Source organism: Brevundimonas sp., from assembly GCF_027484365.1.
GTDB lineage: Bacteria > Pseudomonadota > Alphaproteobacteria > Caulobacterales > Caulobacteraceae > Brevundimonas.
The window spans coordinates 147,693-163,616 of sequence record NZ_JAIXTC010000018.1; the positions used below are offsets into that span (position 1 = coordinate 147,693).

At 67.6% G+C, this 15,924-nt stretch carries 17 protein-coding genes; 7 read left to right on the forward strand and 10 right to left on the reverse strand.

The genetic code is table 11. The annotated features are described in order from the left end of the window. Window positions 1–38: 38 nt before the first annotated feature. Entirely contained in the window at window positions 39–797 is a 759-nt protein-coding gene (locus Q0044_RS08815) for a beta/gamma crystallin-related protein (RefSeq protein WP_298161534.1), read from the reverse strand. A 215-nt stretch (window positions 798–1,012) separates the two neighbouring features. On the opposite strand from Q0044_RS08815, the gene Q0044_RS08820 reads away from it, so the two are divergent. Continuing rightward, window positions 1,013–1,678: a DUF1013 domain-containing protein gene (locus Q0044_RS08820; protein ID WP_298161535.1), complete on the forward strand. Its 666-nt coding sequence runs from the start codon at window positions 1,013–1,015 to the stop codon at window positions 1,676–1,678. A gap of 138 nt (window positions 1,679–1,816) precedes the next feature. Here the strand turns inward: Q0044_RS08820 and Q0044_RS08825 are convergent, their stop codons facing one another. Next, window positions 1,817–1,990, reverse strand: a complete 174-nt coding sequence (locus tag Q0044_RS08825) for a YdcH family protein (RefSeq protein WP_298161537.1) — start codon at window positions 1,988–1,990, stop codon at window positions 1,817–1,819. A gap of 138 nt (window positions 1,991–2,128) precedes the next feature. On the opposite strand from Q0044_RS08825, the gene Q0044_RS08830 reads away from it, so the two are divergent. Genes Q0044_RS08830 through Q0044_RS08840 form a run of 3 tightly spaced genes read left to right on the forward strand, consistent with a single transcriptional unit; the run spans window position 2,129 to window position 3,467 of the window. Further along, on the forward strand, window positions 2,129–2,731 hold the full coding sequence (locus tag Q0044_RS08830; RefSeq protein WP_298161538.1) for a UbiX family flavin prenyltransferase: 603 nt from the start codon (window positions 2,129–2,131) through the stop codon (window positions 2,729–2,731). Beyond that, window positions 2,724–3,203, forward strand: a complete 480-nt coding sequence (locus Q0044_RS08835; RefSeq protein ID WP_298161539.1) for a TIGR02444 family protein — start codon at window positions 2,724–2,726, stop codon at window positions 3,201–3,203. Before Q0044_RS08830 ends, Q0044_RS08835 begins: the two co-directional genes overlap by 8 nt. Window positions 3,204–3,242: 39 nt before the next feature. Further along, complete coding sequence (locus Q0044_RS08840; RefSeq protein WP_298161540.1) at window positions 3,243–3,467, forward strand: YdcH family protein; 225 nt, start codon at window positions 3,243–3,245, stop codon at window positions 3,465–3,467. 117 nt (window positions 3,468–3,584) lie between these two features. Here Q0044_RS08840 and Q0044_RS08845 read toward each other — a convergent pair whose 3' ends face one another. Then, window positions 3,585–4,163: a GGDEF domain-containing protein gene (locus Q0044_RS08845; protein WP_298161541.1), complete on the reverse strand. Its 579-nt coding sequence runs from the start codon at window positions 4,161–4,163 to the stop codon at window positions 3,585–3,587. A gap of 121 nt (window positions 4,164–4,284) precedes the next feature. Between Q0044_RS08845 and purE the strand changes: the two genes are divergently transcribed. Continuing rightward, window positions 4,285–4,776 (forward strand): 5-(carboxyamino)imidazole ribonucleotide mutase, encoded by a 492-nt coding sequence (gene purE, locus Q0044_RS08850; RefSeq protein WP_298161542.1) that lies wholly within the window; start codon window positions 4,285–4,287, stop codon window positions 4,774–4,776. Beyond that, the gene (locus tag Q0044_RS08855) at window positions 4,777–5,877 is read left to right on the forward strand and encodes a 5-(carboxyamino)imidazole ribonucleotide synthase (protein WP_524536154.1); all 1,101 of its coding nucleotides are present in this window, start codon (window positions 4,777–4,779) and stop codon (window positions 5,875–5,877) included. A 25-nt stretch (window positions 5,878–5,902) separates the two neighbouring features. Here the strand turns inward: Q0044_RS08855 and Q0044_RS08860 are convergent, their stop codons facing one another. Further along, window positions 5,903–6,580 (reverse strand): COQ9 family protein, encoded by a 678-nt coding sequence (locus tag Q0044_RS08860; RefSeq protein ID WP_298161543.1) that lies wholly within the window; start codon window positions 6,578–6,580, stop codon window positions 5,903–5,905. A gap of 185 nt (window positions 6,581–6,765) precedes the next feature. Between Q0044_RS08860 and rpsU the strand changes: the two genes are divergently transcribed. Continuing rightward, window positions 6,766–7,005, forward strand: a complete 240-nt coding sequence (gene rpsU / locus Q0044_RS08865; protein WP_298161710.1) for a 30S ribosomal protein S21 — start codon at window positions 6,766–6,768, stop codon at window positions 7,003–7,005. A 256-nt stretch (window positions 7,006–7,261) separates the two neighbouring features. On the opposite strand, the gene Q0044_RS08870 is transcribed toward rpsU, so the two are convergent. The 6 genes from Q0044_RS08870 to Q0044_RS08895 form a co-directional block, all read right to left on the reverse strand. Beyond that, entirely contained in the window at window positions 7,262–8,647 is a 1,386-nt protein-coding gene (locus Q0044_RS08870; protein WP_298161544.1) for an ABC transporter permease, read from the reverse strand. Continuing rightward, window positions 8,644–9,609 carry an ABC transporter ATP-binding protein gene (locus tag Q0044_RS08875; protein ID WP_298161545.1) on the reverse strand — a complete coding sequence of 322 codons (966 nt, stop codon included), beginning with the start codon at window positions 9,607–9,609 and terminating at the stop codon, window positions 8,644–8,646. The genes Q0044_RS08870 and Q0044_RS08875 overlap by 4 nt, the downstream gene beginning before the upstream one ends. Before the next feature lie 69 nt (window positions 9,610–9,678). Further along, window positions 9,679–10,287, reverse strand: coding sequence for a M23 family metallopeptidase (locus Q0044_RS08880; protein ID WP_298161546.1), 609 nt, complete (start codon window positions 10,285–10,287; stop codon window positions 9,679–9,681). A 215-nt stretch (window positions 10,288–10,502) separates the two neighbouring features. Continuing rightward, the gene (locus Q0044_RS08885) at window positions 10,503–12,308 is read right to left on the reverse strand and encodes an SGNH/GDSL hydrolase family protein (RefSeq protein ID WP_298161547.1); all 1,806 of its coding nucleotides are present in this window, start codon (window positions 12,306–12,308) and stop codon (window positions 10,503–10,505) included. 91 nt (window positions 12,309–12,399) lie between these two features. Further along, the gene (gene serA / locus Q0044_RS16990; protein ID WP_298161548.1) at window positions 12,400–14,292 is read right to left on the reverse strand and encodes a phosphoglycerate dehydrogenase; all 1,893 of its coding nucleotides are present in this window, start codon (window positions 14,290–14,292) and stop codon (window positions 12,400–12,402) included. A 49-nt stretch (window positions 14,293–14,341) separates the two neighbouring features. Beyond that, window positions 14,342–15,787, reverse strand: a complete 1,446-nt coding sequence (locus Q0044_RS08895) for an SDR family oxidoreductase (RefSeq protein WP_298161549.1) — start codon at window positions 15,785–15,787, stop codon at window positions 14,342–14,344. Window positions 15,788–15,924: the final 137 nt, after the last annotated feature.

Genomic DNA, 15,924 nt, shown 5'->3' on the forward strand with positions numbered 1-15,924 from the left:
TGTGACCGCATCCCGGACCGTCGCTGAACCGGAGCCGCCTACCAGCGACCGCCGCCCCGGGCCGGACGCATCGAAGAGATGCGATCGTTATAGCCGGTGCTGTTCAGGTTGCGGATGCTGTTCGTCACGATCTGGCACTGACCGCGGTAGTTGGAGTCGGTGCAGACCTCCCATGGGCCGTTGAGCTCCATCGAGCTGATCTGGTCATTCAGGCCCGAGTTGTTCAGATTCGAAATCTCGCTGCGGAAAGTCTGCGAATAGCCGCGGTAATTGCTGTCGGCATACACGGTGATGCTGCTCCGGCCGTTGTTGCCGCCCCAGCCACCGCCGTTGTTCCCGCCGTTGCCCCAACCACCGCCATTGTTGCCGCCATTGCCCCAACCACCGCCGTTGTTGCCGCCATTGCCCCAGCCGCCGCCGTTGTTGCCGCCGTTACCCCAGCCGCCGCCGTTGCCGCCGCCATTGCCGCCGGGTCGTCCGCCGCCGCCGTTGTTCCCCCCGCGATCCTCATAGTCGCCGCGAACATTGGCGCAGACCAGCAGGCCGTTATCGTTGCCGATGTCGCTGGACGAGCAGCGCGCCAGTTCGATGGAGGTGCCACGGATGTTTCCGCGCATATCGCGGCAGTCGGCATAGAGCCGGCCCTGATTGACATAGGATCCGCTGCAGCTGTCAGCGAAGCTGCCGCGCGGCGCGACCCGCTGAGGTCCGTTGCCGTCGGCCATCGCCGGGGCGCTTTCCTGGGCGCCGCCAGCGAGCATCGCCAGGGCGGCGATCGAGGTGAGTGCGATAGACATGGTCTTCCTCCAGATGATCCCTGAGGCCGCTCAACGCGTCCGATGTGACAGTGTCCAACTATCAGCATGAACCGTTGCTGTATGACACCGACAGACGACGTTTTCTTTTGCTCCAAACAGGCCTATATCAAATCATCAGCGCCCGGCCGAAAGGTCGGGCGCCGTCGTATCCAGAGCCCGGGATCGCCGGGCCCCTCATTTCCGGGACTGCCCCAATGACCGACATCCTGATGCCCAAGGCCACTGCGGTCTGGCTTGTGGACAACACCTCGCTGACGTTTGAACAGATCGCCGACTTCTGCGGCCTGCATCCGCTGGAAGTGCGCGGCATCGCCGACGGCGACGTGGCCCGTGACATCCGCGGCGTGGACCCCATCACCGGCGGCCAGCTGGCGCGCGAGGAACTGGACAAGGCCCAGGAGAATGATGCCTATCGCATGAAGGCCATCGTCAGCCGTCATGCCGAGCTTCTGAAGACCCACAAGCCGGCGCCGAAATACACCCCGGTGTCGCGTCGCCAGGATCGTCCGGACGCCATCATGTGGTTCGTCAAGAACCACCCCGAAGTCACCGACGCCCAGATCGCCAAACTGCTGGGCACCACCAAGTCGACGATCGACAGCGTGCGCAACCGCACCCACTGGAACAGCCCCAACATCAAGCCGGTGGACCCGGTGACGCTCGGCCTCGTCGGCCAGCTGGTGCTGGACGAACTGGTCTCGAAGGCCGCCGACAAGAAGAACAAGGACGATGCGAAGAAGGGCGGCGCTGCCCTCCAGCCCATCGAAGCCGAACCCGCCGAACCCGAGTTCGTCCCCGAAGAACGCGAACGCCGGACCGCCGAACCGACCGCCGCCTCGGTGTTCGGCACCAACGAGTAATCCTTCTCCCTTCCCCTTGGGGGGAGGGAGAACCGCGCTCAACCAGCGAGCGACCGCGTCGCGAGCGCTAGCGCAACAAAAAAGTACGGCCCCGGGATCGCTCCCGGGGCCGTTCGCTTGTCTGGAGGGAGACCGGGGCTAGCCTGCCCTGGCCTCCAGACTGGTGATTTCCTCCTTGAGCCGAAGCTTCTTTCGTTTCAGCTCCCTGACCTGCAACTCATCCACGGCGGGCCGACCGAACGCCTGCCGGATGGTCTCATCCAGCTGGCGGTGACGATTTCCCAGTTCGCGGATACGAGCTTCGATGGTCATGGCTTGCGCCTCCATGTCTAAGGGACCACACAGTGAGCGCCTGGATTTGCGGTCTGTGAAATCACGGTTCGGTGACGTCAACAGAACGTAAAATTTCTCCGGGCACGTCGGAACCTGGCCCCCAAACTGGACCATGATGTGAACGTAGCCGTACGGAACCCGCCGACCCGCCTGGTGGTCGGACTCTCCGGCGCCTCGGGGGTGATCTACGGACTCCGGGTGCTCGACGCCCTGAGCGAGCTCGGTGTCGAGAGCCATCTGGTGGTCACCCGCGCGGCCCTGCTCACATTGTCGCAGGAGACCGATTTCAGCGCAGACGACCTGATGGCCAGAGCTTCGGTCGTCCATAAGCTCAACGATGTCGGCGCCTCGATCGCCTCGGGCTCCTTCAAGTCCCTGGGCATGATCGTTGCCCCCTGTTCGGTCCGGACCATGAGCGAGATCGCCACAGGCGTAACCTCGACCCTGCTGACCCGCGCCGCCGACGTCGTGCTGAAGGAACGCCGGCCCCTGGTCCTGATGGTGCGCGAGACCCCCTTCCACCTCGGACACCTGCGCACCATGACGGCCCTGGCCGAGATGGGCGCCACCATCGCCCCGCCCCTGCCCGCCTTCTATTCCAGACCCGCCTCGATCGCAGAGATGGTCGACCAGTCCGTGGGCCGCGCGCTGGACCTGTTCGGGCTCGACTGGGCCCCGGTGAAGCGCTGGGACGGGCTGAAAGGCCCTGGCGATGCCTGAGCCCGACGACACATTCTGGGACTGGGCGCTGAAGGCCTATGCCGCTCCCGGCGTACCCGAGGCCTGCCTGCAGCTGCAGGACGGAACCGGCCAGAACGTCCCCCTTCTGCTCTGGGCCGGCTGGACCGCCGCGACGGGCCGCCTGCTCGACGAGGACGCCATCGAGGGCGCCTGCGACTGCGCCCGCGCATGGGACGCCGCCGCCGTCGCGCCCCTGCGCACTCTTCGACGCACGCTCAAGAACACCAATCCCGACATCGACAACGCCGCGCGCGAGAGCCTGCGCGAGTCCGTGAAGGCCGTCGAACTGGCTGCCGAGCGCCATCTGATGGCCGGACTGGAGGTCCTGGCCCCCGCGCCTACGGGTCCACCCCGCCCTGCCATAGACGCCCTGGCCTCCGTCGCGCGCGTCTGGAGCCGGGTCGTGCCGCGCCCGGCTCTGACAACGCTCGCCGAACGCCTTCCGGCCTGACCCGGCCTCAGGTATAAGCCCGCCTTCGCGGGGACCGGCATGAACGACGATCAACCCTTTCTGACCGACGAAGAGATCGCCCTGCACGCAGAGGTGAAGCTGCTGCGTCTGGAACACGCCGACCTCGACGCCTCCATCGAGGCCCTGTCGCACATGCCGATCCCGGACCAGCTCCTGATCGCCCGCCTCAAGCGCAAGAAGCTCCTGCTCCGCGACGAGATCGTGAAAATCGAAAGCCGGATCCTGCCGGACATCATCGCCTAGCTGATCCCTATCCCTCTCAGGGAGGGGGACCCGCTGGACTCTGTCTTTCCGAGTCCTGAGAGTACAACGCCTTGGACCCAGTCTGCGCACTGTCGCATAGATCGTTGTTTTTGCGCACTATCTTCCGCGCTTGCGAACCCACATCGCCGCATCCGCCTCGGCCAGCCAGGTCTCCACGTCCGTCTGGCCGGCGAAGGCCCGCACCCCGAACGACCCGCCCAGCGAGGCCGGCTGGCCGTCGTAGGTGAACGCAGCCTCCTCCAGCGCCGCCTTCAGTCCGGCCGCCTTCTCCTTGCCGGCATCCATGTCGGCGTTCAGCAGGAGGATCGCGAACTCATCCCCGCCCAGTCGCCCGACGGCGTCGGTCGCCCGGACATTCTCCAGCAGCAGCTCCGCCACCCGCACCAGGGCGGCGTCGCCCGCCGCATGGCCCAGCGCATCGTTGACCCCCTTGAATCCGTCGAGGTCCAGATACAGCAGCACCGCCGGGACCTTGTAGCGGGTGCAGTAGGCCATGGTCCGGGTCATGGCTGCGACGAAGCCCCGCCGGTTCAGCACGGGGGTCAGGACGTCGTGCTCCGCCGCCGCCTCGGCCGCCTCGGCGCGCGCAGTCAGGGCCGCCACCTCGGCGCGCAGCCGGGCGATCTCGGCCCCAAGGTCGGCGGGCGGGTCGTCGATGTCCGGCGCGTCGGTCACGTCGAGAAGCAGCTCCGGGCGCGACTCAATGCGTGCGCCGTCCGCCCCAAGCTAACGCCGTTGGTTGCGGGCGCAACGCGCGTGCTGTAACGGGCCGCTTTCCTCGCTGGAGCCCCTAAGCATGGCGACGACGACCCCCCCGGTGGCGATCATCATGGGCAGCCGCTCGGACTGGCCCACCATGAAGCACGCGGCCGACATGCTCGACCGTCTGGGCGTCGCCTGGGACGCCCGCGTCGTCTCGGCCCATCGCACCCCGCAACGCTTGTTCGACTTCGCGAACGGCGCGAAGGCCGCCGGTTTCAAGGTCATCATCGCCGGCGCCGGCGGGGCCGCCCATCTGCCCGGCATGGCCGCCGCGATGACACCGCTTCCGGTTCTCGGCGTTCCGGTCCAGTCGAAGGCGCTCAAGGGTCTCGACAGCCTGCTGTCCATCGTCCAGATGCCCGGCGGCGTCCCCGTCGCCACCCTGGCCATCGGAGAGGCCGGGGCGAAGAACGCCGGCATCCTCGCCGCCCAGATCCTGGCCCTCAACGACGAGGTCCTGGCCGGCCGCCTCGACGCCTTCCGCGAAGCCCAGACCGAGTCGGTCCACGAGACGGTCGAAGACTGAGTGCCCTTTCTGTCTGAATCAGCCCTGCCCGTCCCCCTCCCGCCCGGTTCGACCATCGGCATCCTCGGCGGCGGCCAGCTCGGGCGCATGCTGTCGCAGGCCGCCTCGCGGCTCGGCTTCGACGTCGTCATCCTCGACCCGGAGGAAAACAGCCCGGCCGGTCGTGTCTCGCGCGGCCAGATCGTCGCCGCCTATGACGACCCGACGGCCCTGAACGTCTTCGGACAGGTCTGCGACGTGGTGACCTTCGAGTTCGAGAACGTCCCCGCCGCCTCGGTCGAACGCCTGGCTGAGGCCGGCGCCCTTGTCGCTCCCGGACCGACCGCGCTGGCCGTCGCCCAGGACCGGGTGGACGAAAAGACCTTCCTCAACGCCGTCGGCGCGCCCACGGTCGCCTTCGCCGCCGTCGACAGCCTCGACGACCTCAACGCTGCGCTTGAGACGCTCGGCACGCCCGCCCTGCTCAAGACCCGCCGCGACGGCTACGACGGCAAGGGCCAGGTCTGGATCAGGTCGCCGAAACAGGCCGCAGCCGCCCTGACCGAGCTCGGGGGCCGCCCCGCCATCCTCGAGGCCCGCGCCGCCTTCACCCGCGAACTGTCCATCATCGCCGCCCGGGGCCGTGACGGCGCGATCGCCGTCTATCCGCTGGGCGAGAACCACCATTCGGGTGGCGTCCTGCGCACCACCCACGCCCCGGCCCAGGTCGATGCGAAGACCCTGAAGCGCGCAAAGGCGATCGCCGCCGCCGTGCTGGAGGGCCTCGCCTATGTCGGCGTCGTGGGCATCGAGCTGTTCGACCTCGGAGGCGGCCAGTTGCTGGTCAACGAGATCGCCCCCCGCGTCCACAACACCGGCCACTGGACTCAGGACGGCTGCGTCTGCGACCAGTTCGAACAACATATTCGCGCCGTCGCCGGCTGGCCGCTCGGACCCACCGCCGCTCACGCTCGCGTCGAGATGACCAACCTTCTCGGCGACGAGGTCGAGCAGTGGTCCCGACTGGCCGCCAAACCCGACCAGCGCCTCCATCTCTACGGCAAGGCGGAGGCCCGTCCCGGCCGCAAGATGGCGCACGTTAACCGGGTGAAGCCGCTCTGACTCTCCCTCTCCCGGTGGGACAGGGTTACGTTCTCTGCGGATATCGCAGCCGGCTCAGCATCTCGGTGACCTTGCGGACCGGGGCGTCGAAATCCTTGCCCGCCTTCCACTTCTCGAAGGTCATCACGTTCTCGATCCGCGCAGCCACGAAGGCGTCCGAGGCGTCCTTGCCGTCGAACAGTCGCAGAGTCATGGCCGGGATCAGGATGCCCGACAGGATGGTCCGCTTCGAATAGTGGTTCCAGTCGGTCGCAGCATCTCCTGCCCAGCGCCAGAGCCGGTCCGCCGTCGCCCAGGTCAGGCTGAGCACCAGATCGGTATTGGTCGGCAGGGCCAGGAAACCCGACAGCCGCTTCTCGGCCTCCGCATCCGCTGCGGCGACCTCCAGCCGGGTCGAGACGGCTTTGGCGATTCGCTCGCGGATCTTCAGCGCCGCCGGATCGCCCAGCGCGGCCAGGGCCTGGTCGTCGTGCCGACGCCAAAGCAGGGCCGCCAGATCGCGTGCGCCGTTGGGCAGCAGCAGCTCCTGATCACCTTCGCTCAAGCCGTTCGCCGCGCAGGCCTCGCGCACCATCCGGCCGTTCCAGCCCAGGCGCGGAGCCAGATCCAGCGCCGAATCGAGCACGGACTGCTCCATCCGGTCGGCCCAATCCGGTTCATGGGCGGGCTCAGGCGTGTTCGACAGGTGAGGCGTATCGATCATTTGGACATGATACGCCCGTCACAGCGGGATCGCGAGCGTCACGGAAGCGCTGTGACGATCTGGACAGGACAGAAGGCTTGGTGTATCCGCACGCCTTCGCTCGCCGGGCTGTCGCCCGCGGGAACCGATTTTATTTGTCTGCCCGCCTCTCAAGGACGCGGCGGGCGGCCAAAGGAGAGTTCAACCTGGTACAGATTTTCGTTCGCGATAATAACGTCGATCAAGCGCTCAAAGCCCTCAAGAAGAAGATGCAGCGCGAAGGCAGCTTCCGTGAAATGAAGCGCCACGTGCACTACGAGAAGCCCTCGGAGAAGCGCGCCCGCCAGAAGGCCGAGGCCGTTCGTCGCGCCCGCAAGTTGGCCCGCAAGCGCATGCAGCGCGAAGGCCTGCTGCCGCCTCCGAAGCCCCGCGTCCCGCGCGCCTAAGGGCCGCGACGTAAGGTACAGATTTCAAAGGCCGCCCCGGGAAACCGGGGCGGCCTTTTTGATGGCGTGAAACCCTCTCCCCTTGCGGGAGAGGGCTTGAGGCTCGCAGAGCGCAGCGATGCGCCAGCCGAAAGGGTGAGGGGTCATGCCGCCTCACCGGTAAGGACCGGCGTCACCCCTCACCCGCTCGCGCCAGAACGACGGCTGCGCCGCCGTGCGCGACCTCCCTCTCCCGCAAGGGGAGAGGGTTACAGGCCTACCGCCCGCCGCCCGAGATGGCCTGGCCGAAGCTCTTCCAGCTCAGCTTCACGTCCGACAGCGCACCCGCCCGGAAGGCCCGGCCGGCCAGCCACACCATCAGCAGGGCTACAGCGAACATCCCCGCCATCGTGCCGATGATCTCGATCAAAGGCGGCCCGGACGGTGCCCGCGCGCTCATCAGGAAGGGGGTGAAGAAGGGCACCCAGGACAGGAACTTCACCGCCGGCGCGTCGGGGTTCACCAGGGCCATCTGGACGACCAGCAAGGGCACGACCAGCACCATCATGATCGGCCCCATCAGGGTCTGGGCGTCGCGCGGCGTCTCGCAGAAGGCGCCGATGGCCGCGAACAGCACGGCGTACATCAGGTAGCCGCCGACGATGTAGCCGATGAAGTAGAAGATCAGCCCGTCGGTCATCAGCACCGAGGCGACGTCGCCTGCCACCGAGGGGGCCGCCGTGATCAGACCCGCGGCCCCGATCCCGCCCCAGACGACCAGCACCGACAGGGTCAGCATCGCCACACCGAGGACCTTGCCGGTCAGAATCTCGGTCGCCGAGGCCGACGACAGCAGGACCTCGAGGATCTTGTTCGACTTCTCCTCCATCACGCTGTTCAGCAGGATCGAGGCGCCGGTGATGATCAGCGACCAGAGGATGAAGCTGAAGGCCAGGCCGATGATGCCGGGCAGGCGGTCCTTGAACGACACCTCACCTCCCCCCGCCGAGCGTGGCGAAAACACATTGATCTCGGGCCGGAAGTCATCGACGCGCTCGACCACGGCCCGGTCGATCCCGGCCTCGCGCAGGACGGTGTCGCGGTTCTCGTCGCGCAGGGCCCGGCGCACGAAGTCCTCAACCGTGTCGTCGGTCGCCCGCGCCGCCCAGACTCGGGCCGCCGGTCCCTCGGGGGTCCGGGTCAGGAAGACGATCGCGTCGAGTCGCTGCGACTTGGGTGTCTCGTCGGTCAGGTAGCGGCGCACGACCGCCTCCTGGGCCGCGCCCGGCGCGGCGGCGGACAGATCGGCCGGCGTATCGACGAACCGGATACGCGACCGCGTCATGGAAGCGATCGCGCTTTCGGCGGCTCCGGGAGGTGCTCCCGAGGATTTCGCAGCCTTCTCGGCGGCTTCCCGGGCGCGTTCGGCCTGACGTTCGGCGTCGGCATCCAGGACGTTTTTCACGGCGGCGGCCAGACCGGTCGCGGCCGGCCCCTCCTCGATCAGGACGACCGTCCGCACAGGATCGGCCCCGCGCATCAGAAGGGGCACGGCCCCGCCGAGCACGGCGAACAGGGGGAAGGCCAGCAGGGACAGCCAGAACCCGACCGTCTTGGCATAGGCGAGGAACTCGCGCTGGGCGATCAGCAGGATACGGTTCATTGGCTCACCTCCGATTTGGCGGCAGGTCGGGCCACGCTCTGGTCCTGATCCGGATGGTCGCCCGTCAGGTCGATGAAGGCGTCATGCAGGGTCGGCTCCTTGAGCTCGAACCGGCGCACGTCGAGGCCGCTGATGAAGGCGGTCTTCAGCGCCTCCTGCCCGCCGGCCCCGCTGGCCAGGGCGCCCTTGAGCACCCGCACGCCGCCCTGATCCGACACGATCTCGACGCCGGTCACCCCCGGCAGGGCCGCCACGGCCTCGGCCGAGATCTCCCCTTCCAGCTCGAGGAACCGGCGAGAGGTCGCCCGCGCCTCGGTCACCGTGCCGTCGAAGGCCTTGCGCCCGCGCGCCATCAGAACGACCTGGTCGCACAGCCGCTCGGCGTGCTGCATGACGTGGGTCGAGAACAGGACCGTCGCGCCGTTGGCGGCCAGGTCGCGGATCACCGCCTCGAGCCCCTGCTGGTTGACGGGATCAAGGCCGCTGAACGGCTCGTCCAGGATCACGAACTCCGGACGATGCACGACCGAGGCGATCAGCTGGACCTTCTGGGCCATCCCCTTGGACAGCTCCTTCATCTTCTTTTTCTGCGACGCGCCGAGGCCCTGGGCTTCGAGCATCTCGCGGGCGCGGCGCTTGCCTTCGCGGGTCGGCAGACCCTTCAACGAGCCGAAGAAGGCGATCGCCTCAACGGGCGTCATCTTCTTGTAGAGGCCGCGCTCCTCCGGGAGGAAACCGATCCGGTCGCGGACCTTGCGCCCGTCGGAGGCGCCGAGGATGTCGATCGTCCCCGCAGACGCAGACTGCAGACCCAGGATCATCCGGATGGTCGAGGTCTTGCCGGCGCCGTTGGGCCCGAGGAAGCCGCAGATGGCGCCCTTCCGGACCTGGAAGCTCAGATCCTTCACCGCCTGAAATTCGCCGTAGCGCTTGCTCACGCCTTCGAGCGTCAAGGCCGCCATACTCATCCCCCGGTCAACACCAGACCTAGGGGTAGCAAAGGACGCTTTACATGGAAACCGGATTCGACGTCAGTCGGCGACGACGACCTGGAAGGTCTCACCCACGACGCGGGACGGGTTCACCTGGGCTCCGTCGCGACGCACCTCGAAATGCAGGTGCGGACCGGTGGAATAGCCGGTCGACCCCACCAGGCCGATCCGTTCGCCTGCCAGCACACGGTCGCCGGACGCCACATCGATACGGCTCAGGTGGGCGTACATCGTGGTCATGCCGTTCGGATGGCGCATCTCGATGAAATTGCCATAACCCTCGGGCTGGTGACCAATACGAATGATCTGGCCCTCGGCCGCCGAATAGACGGCGGTGCCTTGAGGCGCAGCGATATCCACACCCTTGTGCATCCGTGCGCCCCGTTCCCCGCCCAGCCGGCGCATGCCGAAGCGGGAGTTGATGGCGAAGCCGCGCACCGGCTCCTCGAACCGCATCGGCCGCGTCAGGGGCCCGGCGGGTTCGGCCACCGCCATGACCGGCGGCACTTCAGGCAAGGCCAGGGTCCGGATCCGGGGCTCCCGGTCCGCCGGCGCCATGGCCATGGCCATGACCGCGACGCCGATCAGGGCGGCGGTCTGGCCGGAGTGGGTCACAAACGCACGGGCGGTCGGAAGCAGTCGGCGCATGAAGTCGTCGGCTCGGTGGCGCTTTTCGAAAGCAGTGGACGCCCGTGGGCGCGGGTCCGGGACCGGCGCGCTTCGGCGAACGGCCGTGTCGTCAATTCCTGGGGCGACTTTGGGGCGGGCCGGGCGCCAAGGCGTCGCACCCCGGGAACCGGGCAAACGAAAAGCGCGCCGGCCGCAGGGGCCGACGCGCTTCGCAGAAGGGCTTGAGCTTTCGCCTAGAGCGGCAGGGTGACGGTGATGCCGCCCATGTGGCTGTCGGCATGATCGCCGAAGCGACCGCGATAGCCGACCTCGACCTCGAGCGGACCCAGTTCGCCGCTCAGCCCGGCGGAGGCCAGGAACGAGCCGCCGAACGGATCGTCGATGCGACGTGACAGGACCTGCGCCGGGTTGGCGGCGATGCCGACCCGCACGGCGTCGGAGCTGTCGTCGAGGCTGTCGCGGTAACCGCCCTCGACGAAGACGGCGAAGCCGCCCATGTCGCCCTCGGCCCGGAGGACGGCCTCGGCGGTGATGCCCTTCACAGAGCGGTCGCGGTATTCATAGGACGCAGCCGGTCCCTGCTCGACATAGCCGTCGACGTCGGCGTTGGCATAGGTCACGGCGATCCGCGGAGAGAGGGCGATCCCGCCGGCGTCGAACCACAGTCCGCCCTGCAGACGCGCACCGGAGCTGAAGCCCCGGGTCGTGCCGGTCTGAACGATCGGCGCAAGGGCGCTGACGCGTTCAATGTCGTTGTAGTCGTCACTGGCGAGGCCGAAGGCACCGTTGATGAACGCCGAGTCCGAACGCCAGCCTGCGCCGACGTCCAGCGCGAGGGTCTGCAGCTGGAAGTTGGTCGGGCCGGCGACGACATCCGCGTTGCGATAGCTGCCGGTCAGGCTGAACCGCATCGTCTCGGTGCCCGATTCCAGCATCATCTGGGCGCCGTAGCCGTCGGATTCGGCCGCGGCCACCGTGCCCCGCGCGTCGGTCTCGGAGCGGTCATAGAGGCCGCCGATCGAGATCGACGTCCCCGCGACCCAGGCCGCATGTCCCGACATCCGGCCGGTCACGCCGTCCAGGGCGTCTTCGCGGTGACGATAGGCGGTTTCGCCCTGCAGGGTCGAACCCGCCGCCCGGTCGCCGTAGTAGAGGTAGTCGTTGGCGAGGGTCGCCACGAGCCGGTGCCCGGCGGCGGTCGGGTGAACGCCGTCGAAATACAGGTAGCTGTCCGGGTTGGCGCAGACGGTCACGCCGTTGAAGCAGGCGTCCGTCACATTGGTCAGACCGAAGCGGCCGGGGTTGGCGGCCAGGGTGTCGGACACCTTGGCAAGATCGAACAGGATGATGTTGGTGTTGGGCCGGGCTGCGGCGGTCGCCATCAGGGCCGTCTGCAATCCGCTGTTGAATGTGGATCCCGCGTAATCTGCCAAAGGCGAGGCCGTTGTCGTGCGGAACTGGGGCGTGATGCCCAGCCGCGGCAGGTTGGTGACCAGGATCGTCCCGGCTCCGCGGCCGGCGATGTCATTGACCAGGAAATTCATGTCCGCCACCGCAGCGGTCAGGGTCGGCGTAATCGCGGCGGTTGGAGCGGCGCTCGCCCCTGCAGCCGGCAGGGCCTGGAAGATGTTGTTGGCGCCGCCCAGGACGCTGACCAGATCATTGGGACCGAACACGCCGCCGCGGGCGAGATAGGTCGTCAGCTGCTGGCGCATCCCTGGCGGGAAGGCGATGTTGTTGTCGGTCCTCGAACCGCCGTAGGCCAGGTTGATGCTGCCGGTGACAGAACCGTTGAAGTTGGCGGCATTAAAGCCCAGCAATTCCGTGAACACCCGCCCGTTGGAGAAGCGGCCCTGGAAGTAGGGCGGCGACGGCGGCTGGGTCCCGCCCGAGGCGAGATACAGGTTGCCGTTGTCGCTGAGCGAGTCGCCCAGAACGACCAGGCGGCCGTAGGTCTGGGCCGAGGCGGCGGTGGCGAGCGCGGCGGATGCGGCGAGCGTCAGCGCAGCCAGGGCTGCGCCGCGAAGATAGCGTGACATGGTCTTCCTCCCTCGGTCGTCGATTTCGCGACCGTTGGATGACAGTCTGCGCCCGTTTTGCGGGAGCGCAAGATGCCGCGAGGGAAGGTTCCTAGTGGAGCAGGCGGAACCGCAGCGTTCCGGCCACACTCTTCAGGACCCGGAGAGCCTGGGGATCGTAGTCTCGGTCGACGTCGGTGATGACGTAGCCGGTGCGTTCATCCGTCTTCAGGTGCTGGCCGAGAATGTTCAGCCCGGCCGCCGACAGCTCCCGGTTCAGCTCGGCCATCACGCCCGGCTGGTTCCTGTGGATGTGCAGGATGCGGTGGCCGCCGGAGACCTCGGTCAGCTGCACATTCGGCAGGTTGACGCAGAAGGTCGTGTCGCCGCGGTTAAGATAGCCCAGCAGCCGTTCGGCCGCGAACTCGGCGATGGCCTCCTGGGCCTCCTCCGTTGAGCCGCCGATATGGGGCGTCAGGATGACGTTCTTCAGGCCCATCAGGGGGCTGTCGAACGGATCGGCGTTGGTCCGGGGCTCCTCGGGGAAGACGTCGAGCGCCGCGCCGCCGATCCGGCCCGAGCCGATCGCCTGGGCGAGGGAGCCGACATTGACCACATGGCCGCGCGACAGGTTCAGGAACAGGGTCCCCTCCCGCATCATCTGGAACTGGGCCGGTCCGATCAGATTGGTGTTCTCGCGCCGCCCGTCGACGTGAAGGGTGACCACATCCGCCTCGGCCAGCAGGGCGTCCAGCGAGCGCATCCGCTTCGCATTGCCGAGCGCCAGCCGTTCCGACAGGTCATGGAAGATGACCCGCATCCCCAGGGCCTCTGCGAGGACTGACAACTGGGATCCGATCGCGCCGTAGCCCACGATGCCCAGGGTCTTGCCGCGCAGTTCGCGCGAACCCTCGGCCGACTTGTTCCAACGGCCCTCGTGCATCGCCGCCGACTTGTCGACCACGTCGCGCATCAGGGTGATGGTCAGGCCGATGGCCAGCTCCACCACGCTGCGGGTGTTGGAATAGGGCGCGTTGAACACGGCCACGCCCTTCGCCGCCGCAGCGTCCAGGTCGATCTGGTTCGTGCCGATGCAGAAGGCCGCCACAGCCAGCAGACGATCCGCCGCCTCCAGCACGGCCTCGGTCACATTGGTCTTGGAGCGGATGCCCAGAACATGGACGCCCTTGATCTTCTCGATCAGGTCCGCCTCGTCCAGCGCGCCCTTCATCGTTTCAACGGAGTAGCCCGCCTCCTCCAGCCGCTCGACGGCGGCGGGGTGGATGTTTTCCAGCAGCAGCATGCGGATGCGGCTGCGTGGATAGGACCAGCGCCCGGCCAGACCCTCGGCATGCAAGAGTTCGTCGATGGATTTCGCCTCGCCGTCGGCCACCGCCACGACCTTGTCCCGACGCGCGATCTCGGTGAAGGCGTAGAACCGGTCCGCAGCCCCGCCCAGCTTGACCTCGGCGTCGTTCCAGCCGTCACCGACCATGACCACCGGACCCTTGAGGCCCAAGGCCCTGATCACGATCGGCTTGCCGTTCTCGTGCGACAGGGGGTTGGCGTCGTCGACACCGATCACCACGCCATCGGCGTCGTACATCAGGTCATTGCAGATGACCCGATCCGCCGACACGCCCAGGCGCTCGGCTACAGGCGCGATGATCTCGCGGAAACCGCCGGACAGGATGACGACGTTCGCCGCATTCTCGTTGAAAAAGCGCAGGTTCCGCCGCACCGACGGCGTGCCTTCGTCGAGGATACGGTCGGCGAGAGCCTGAACATGGGTCCTGGTCAGCGGCAACAGGGCGAGGCGTGCCCGCAGGGCCTCGCCGAAATCGACTTCTCCGGCCATGGCGCGATCGGTCAGAGACGCGATCTGCGCGCGGATCGGCGTAGCATCGACATGCCCCTCAAGAGCGATGTCTGCGAGGGCTTCGAGGGTTTCGATGCGCACAAGCGTCGAATCGAAGTCGAAAATCAGCGTCGGAGCGGCGGTCATGCCCCTCTTTCGCCGACCTTCGCAGTCGCAGCAACGGGTTTGTAGGTCTTTAGAGCCCCGTCAGGCGACGCACCCGGCTGTCCGGCCGTCGGCTTTCCAGAGCGGCCGCGCCGATGGCCGCTGCGATCGTGGCCACGGCCAGCAGGGCGCCGCCTTCACGGGCGTGGTCCCTGGCGTAGCGACCGGCGTCGCCGGCATAGCGGCGGGCCGAGCGACCGGTTTCTTCGGCGTAGCGACGGGCTTCGCGGGTGTACTTCCGGCGCTGCCTGTCCGACACCGCCCGCTGTCCGCGCTTCAGAAGCTTCTTCGCCTGATGACGGGCGTCATCGCCCAGATCTCCGGCGCGGTCGCTGACCTCCCCGGCCCGCTCGGTCAGGCCGCGCGAGATGTCATCGAACCTGTGACGCAGGGCTTCTGCGTCGATCCAGCCCCGGGGATCGAACCGGTCGCGCAGATCCTCGAACCGTCGCGGCCCCGTCCGCTGGGTCAGCAGATAGGTCACAAGCGCCGCCGTGGCGACCAGGGCGAGTGAGCCTGCGGCATAGCCGGGGTGTTTGCGGACTTCGGCCAGGGCGCTGAACTGTCGGACCATCGGATAGTGAACCTCTTCGTCGAGGCCGTCGTCGGTCGGGTCATAGAGCCCGTCGTCATACGGCTGGTAGGCGGAACCCCTGTCCCGCATGAGGCTAGGAGCGAACCGGGCGAAGAGAGGTTCCGCCAGGCCCGGCAGGAGGGCGTAGAAAGACGCAATGAGCCGCCCTCCTCCGCCGACGGTGATTTCCCGGATCGGATGGGAAGCGCACCACAGGACGGTGTCGGCGACGACATGGGTCGCATAGACCGGCTGGGGGTTCTGGACCGCATAGCCGGTCAGGTTGCGGGCGTGTTTCGGATAGGGGGTATCCACCGCTGCGGGCTTGACCAGGCTGACGGCGACCGACGCACCCTCGCGCATCAGCTCCATGCGGAAGGCGTTGGTGAACCCCTTCACCGCGTGCTTCGACGCCGAATAGACGCCCTGCACCGGCATGGGCGCATCGCCCAGAACCGAGCCGACGTTGATGATCGTCCCGCCATCCGGACGCGCCCTCAGATGGTCAGCGGCCACAAGGGAACCGTTCACGACGCCCCAGTAGTTGGTCTCGAACAGCTGGTGCTGGTCCTCCAGCGTCGTCTCGCGGATCGGGCCGTAGATCGAGACGCCGGCGTTGTTCACCCAGGTGTCGAAACCGCCGAACAGCCGCCGGCACTTGTCCGCCGCTTCGGCGAGGGCGTCATAATCGGCGACGTCGGCGACGGCATAGGCGACCCGCGCCCCCTCCTGCTGCAGCTCCTCGACCAGGGCCCTCAGGTCGCTCTCGCCGCGCGCGATCAGGAAGACGCAGGCGCCGGTCCTGGCCGCCCGGCGGGCGGTGGCCAGCCCTATGCCGGACGTGGCGCCGGTAATGACAATGGCCTGCTGGCTGACGGGTTTCAGATTCGGCTTGGCGGGCATGGGACAGGCTTTCGTCGGTGTCGGCATCGAGAACGGGCGGACCGTGCGCCCGGTTGCGACAGATAGCACGCCAGCGCGTCCGCGCGAGACGACAGGCGATCGCCCTTACCAACCGCCCCATGACTTCCTATCTTGCG

Excerpts from the sequence above, each read along its gene's own strand:
- serA (WP_298161548.1), bottom strand. The coding sequence starts at position 14,292 with ATGACCGCCGCTCCGACGCTGATTTTCGACTTCGATTCGACGCTTGTG.
- Q0044_RS08835 (WP_298161539.1), top strand. The coding sequence starts at position 2,724 with ATGCCTGAGCCCGACGACACATTCTGGGACTGGGCGCTGAAGGCCTAT.
- Q0044_RS08895 (WP_298161549.1), bottom strand. The coding sequence starts at position 15,787 with ATGCCCGCCAAGCCGAATCTGAAACCCGTCAGCCAGCAGGCCATTGTC.
- Q0044_RS08875 (WP_298161545.1), bottom strand. The coding sequence starts at position 9,609 with ATGGCGGCCTTGACGCTCGAAGGCGTGAGCAAGCGCTACGGCGAATTT.
- Q0044_RS08815 (WP_298161534.1), bottom strand. The coding sequence starts at position 797 with ATGTCTATCGCACTCACCTCGATCGCCGCCCTGGCGATGCTCGCTGGC.
- Q0044_RS08820 (WP_298161535.1), top strand. The coding sequence starts at position 1,013 with ATGACCGACATCCTGATGCCCAAGGCCACTGCGGTCTGGCTTGTGGAC.
- Q0044_RS08860 (WP_298161543.1), bottom strand. The coding sequence starts at position 6,580 with ATGATCGATACGCCTCACCTGTCGAACACGCCTGAGCCCGCCCATGAA.
- Q0044_RS08880 (WP_298161546.1), bottom strand. The coding sequence starts at position 10,287 with ATGCGCCGACTGCTTCCGACCGCCCGTGCGTTTGTGACCCACTCCGGC.
- purE (WP_298161542.1), top strand. The coding sequence starts at position 4,285 with ATGGCGACGACGACCCCCCCGGTGGCGATCATCATGGGCAGCCGCTCG.
- Q0044_RS08870 (WP_298161544.1), bottom strand. The coding sequence starts at position 8,647 with ATGAACCGTATCCTGCTGATCGCCCAGCGCGAGTTCCTCGCCTATGCC.
- Q0044_RS08825 (WP_298161537.1), bottom strand. The coding sequence starts at position 1,990 with ATGACCATCGAAGCTCGTATCCGCGAACTGGGAAATCGTCACCGCCAG.
- Q0044_RS08885 (WP_298161547.1), bottom strand. The coding sequence starts at position 12,308 with ATGTCACGCTATCTTCGCGGCGCAGCCCTGGCTGCGCTGACGCTCGCC.
- Q0044_RS08840 (WP_298161540.1), top strand. The coding sequence starts at position 3,243 with ATGAACGACGATCAACCCTTTCTGACCGACGAAGAGATCGCCCTGCAC.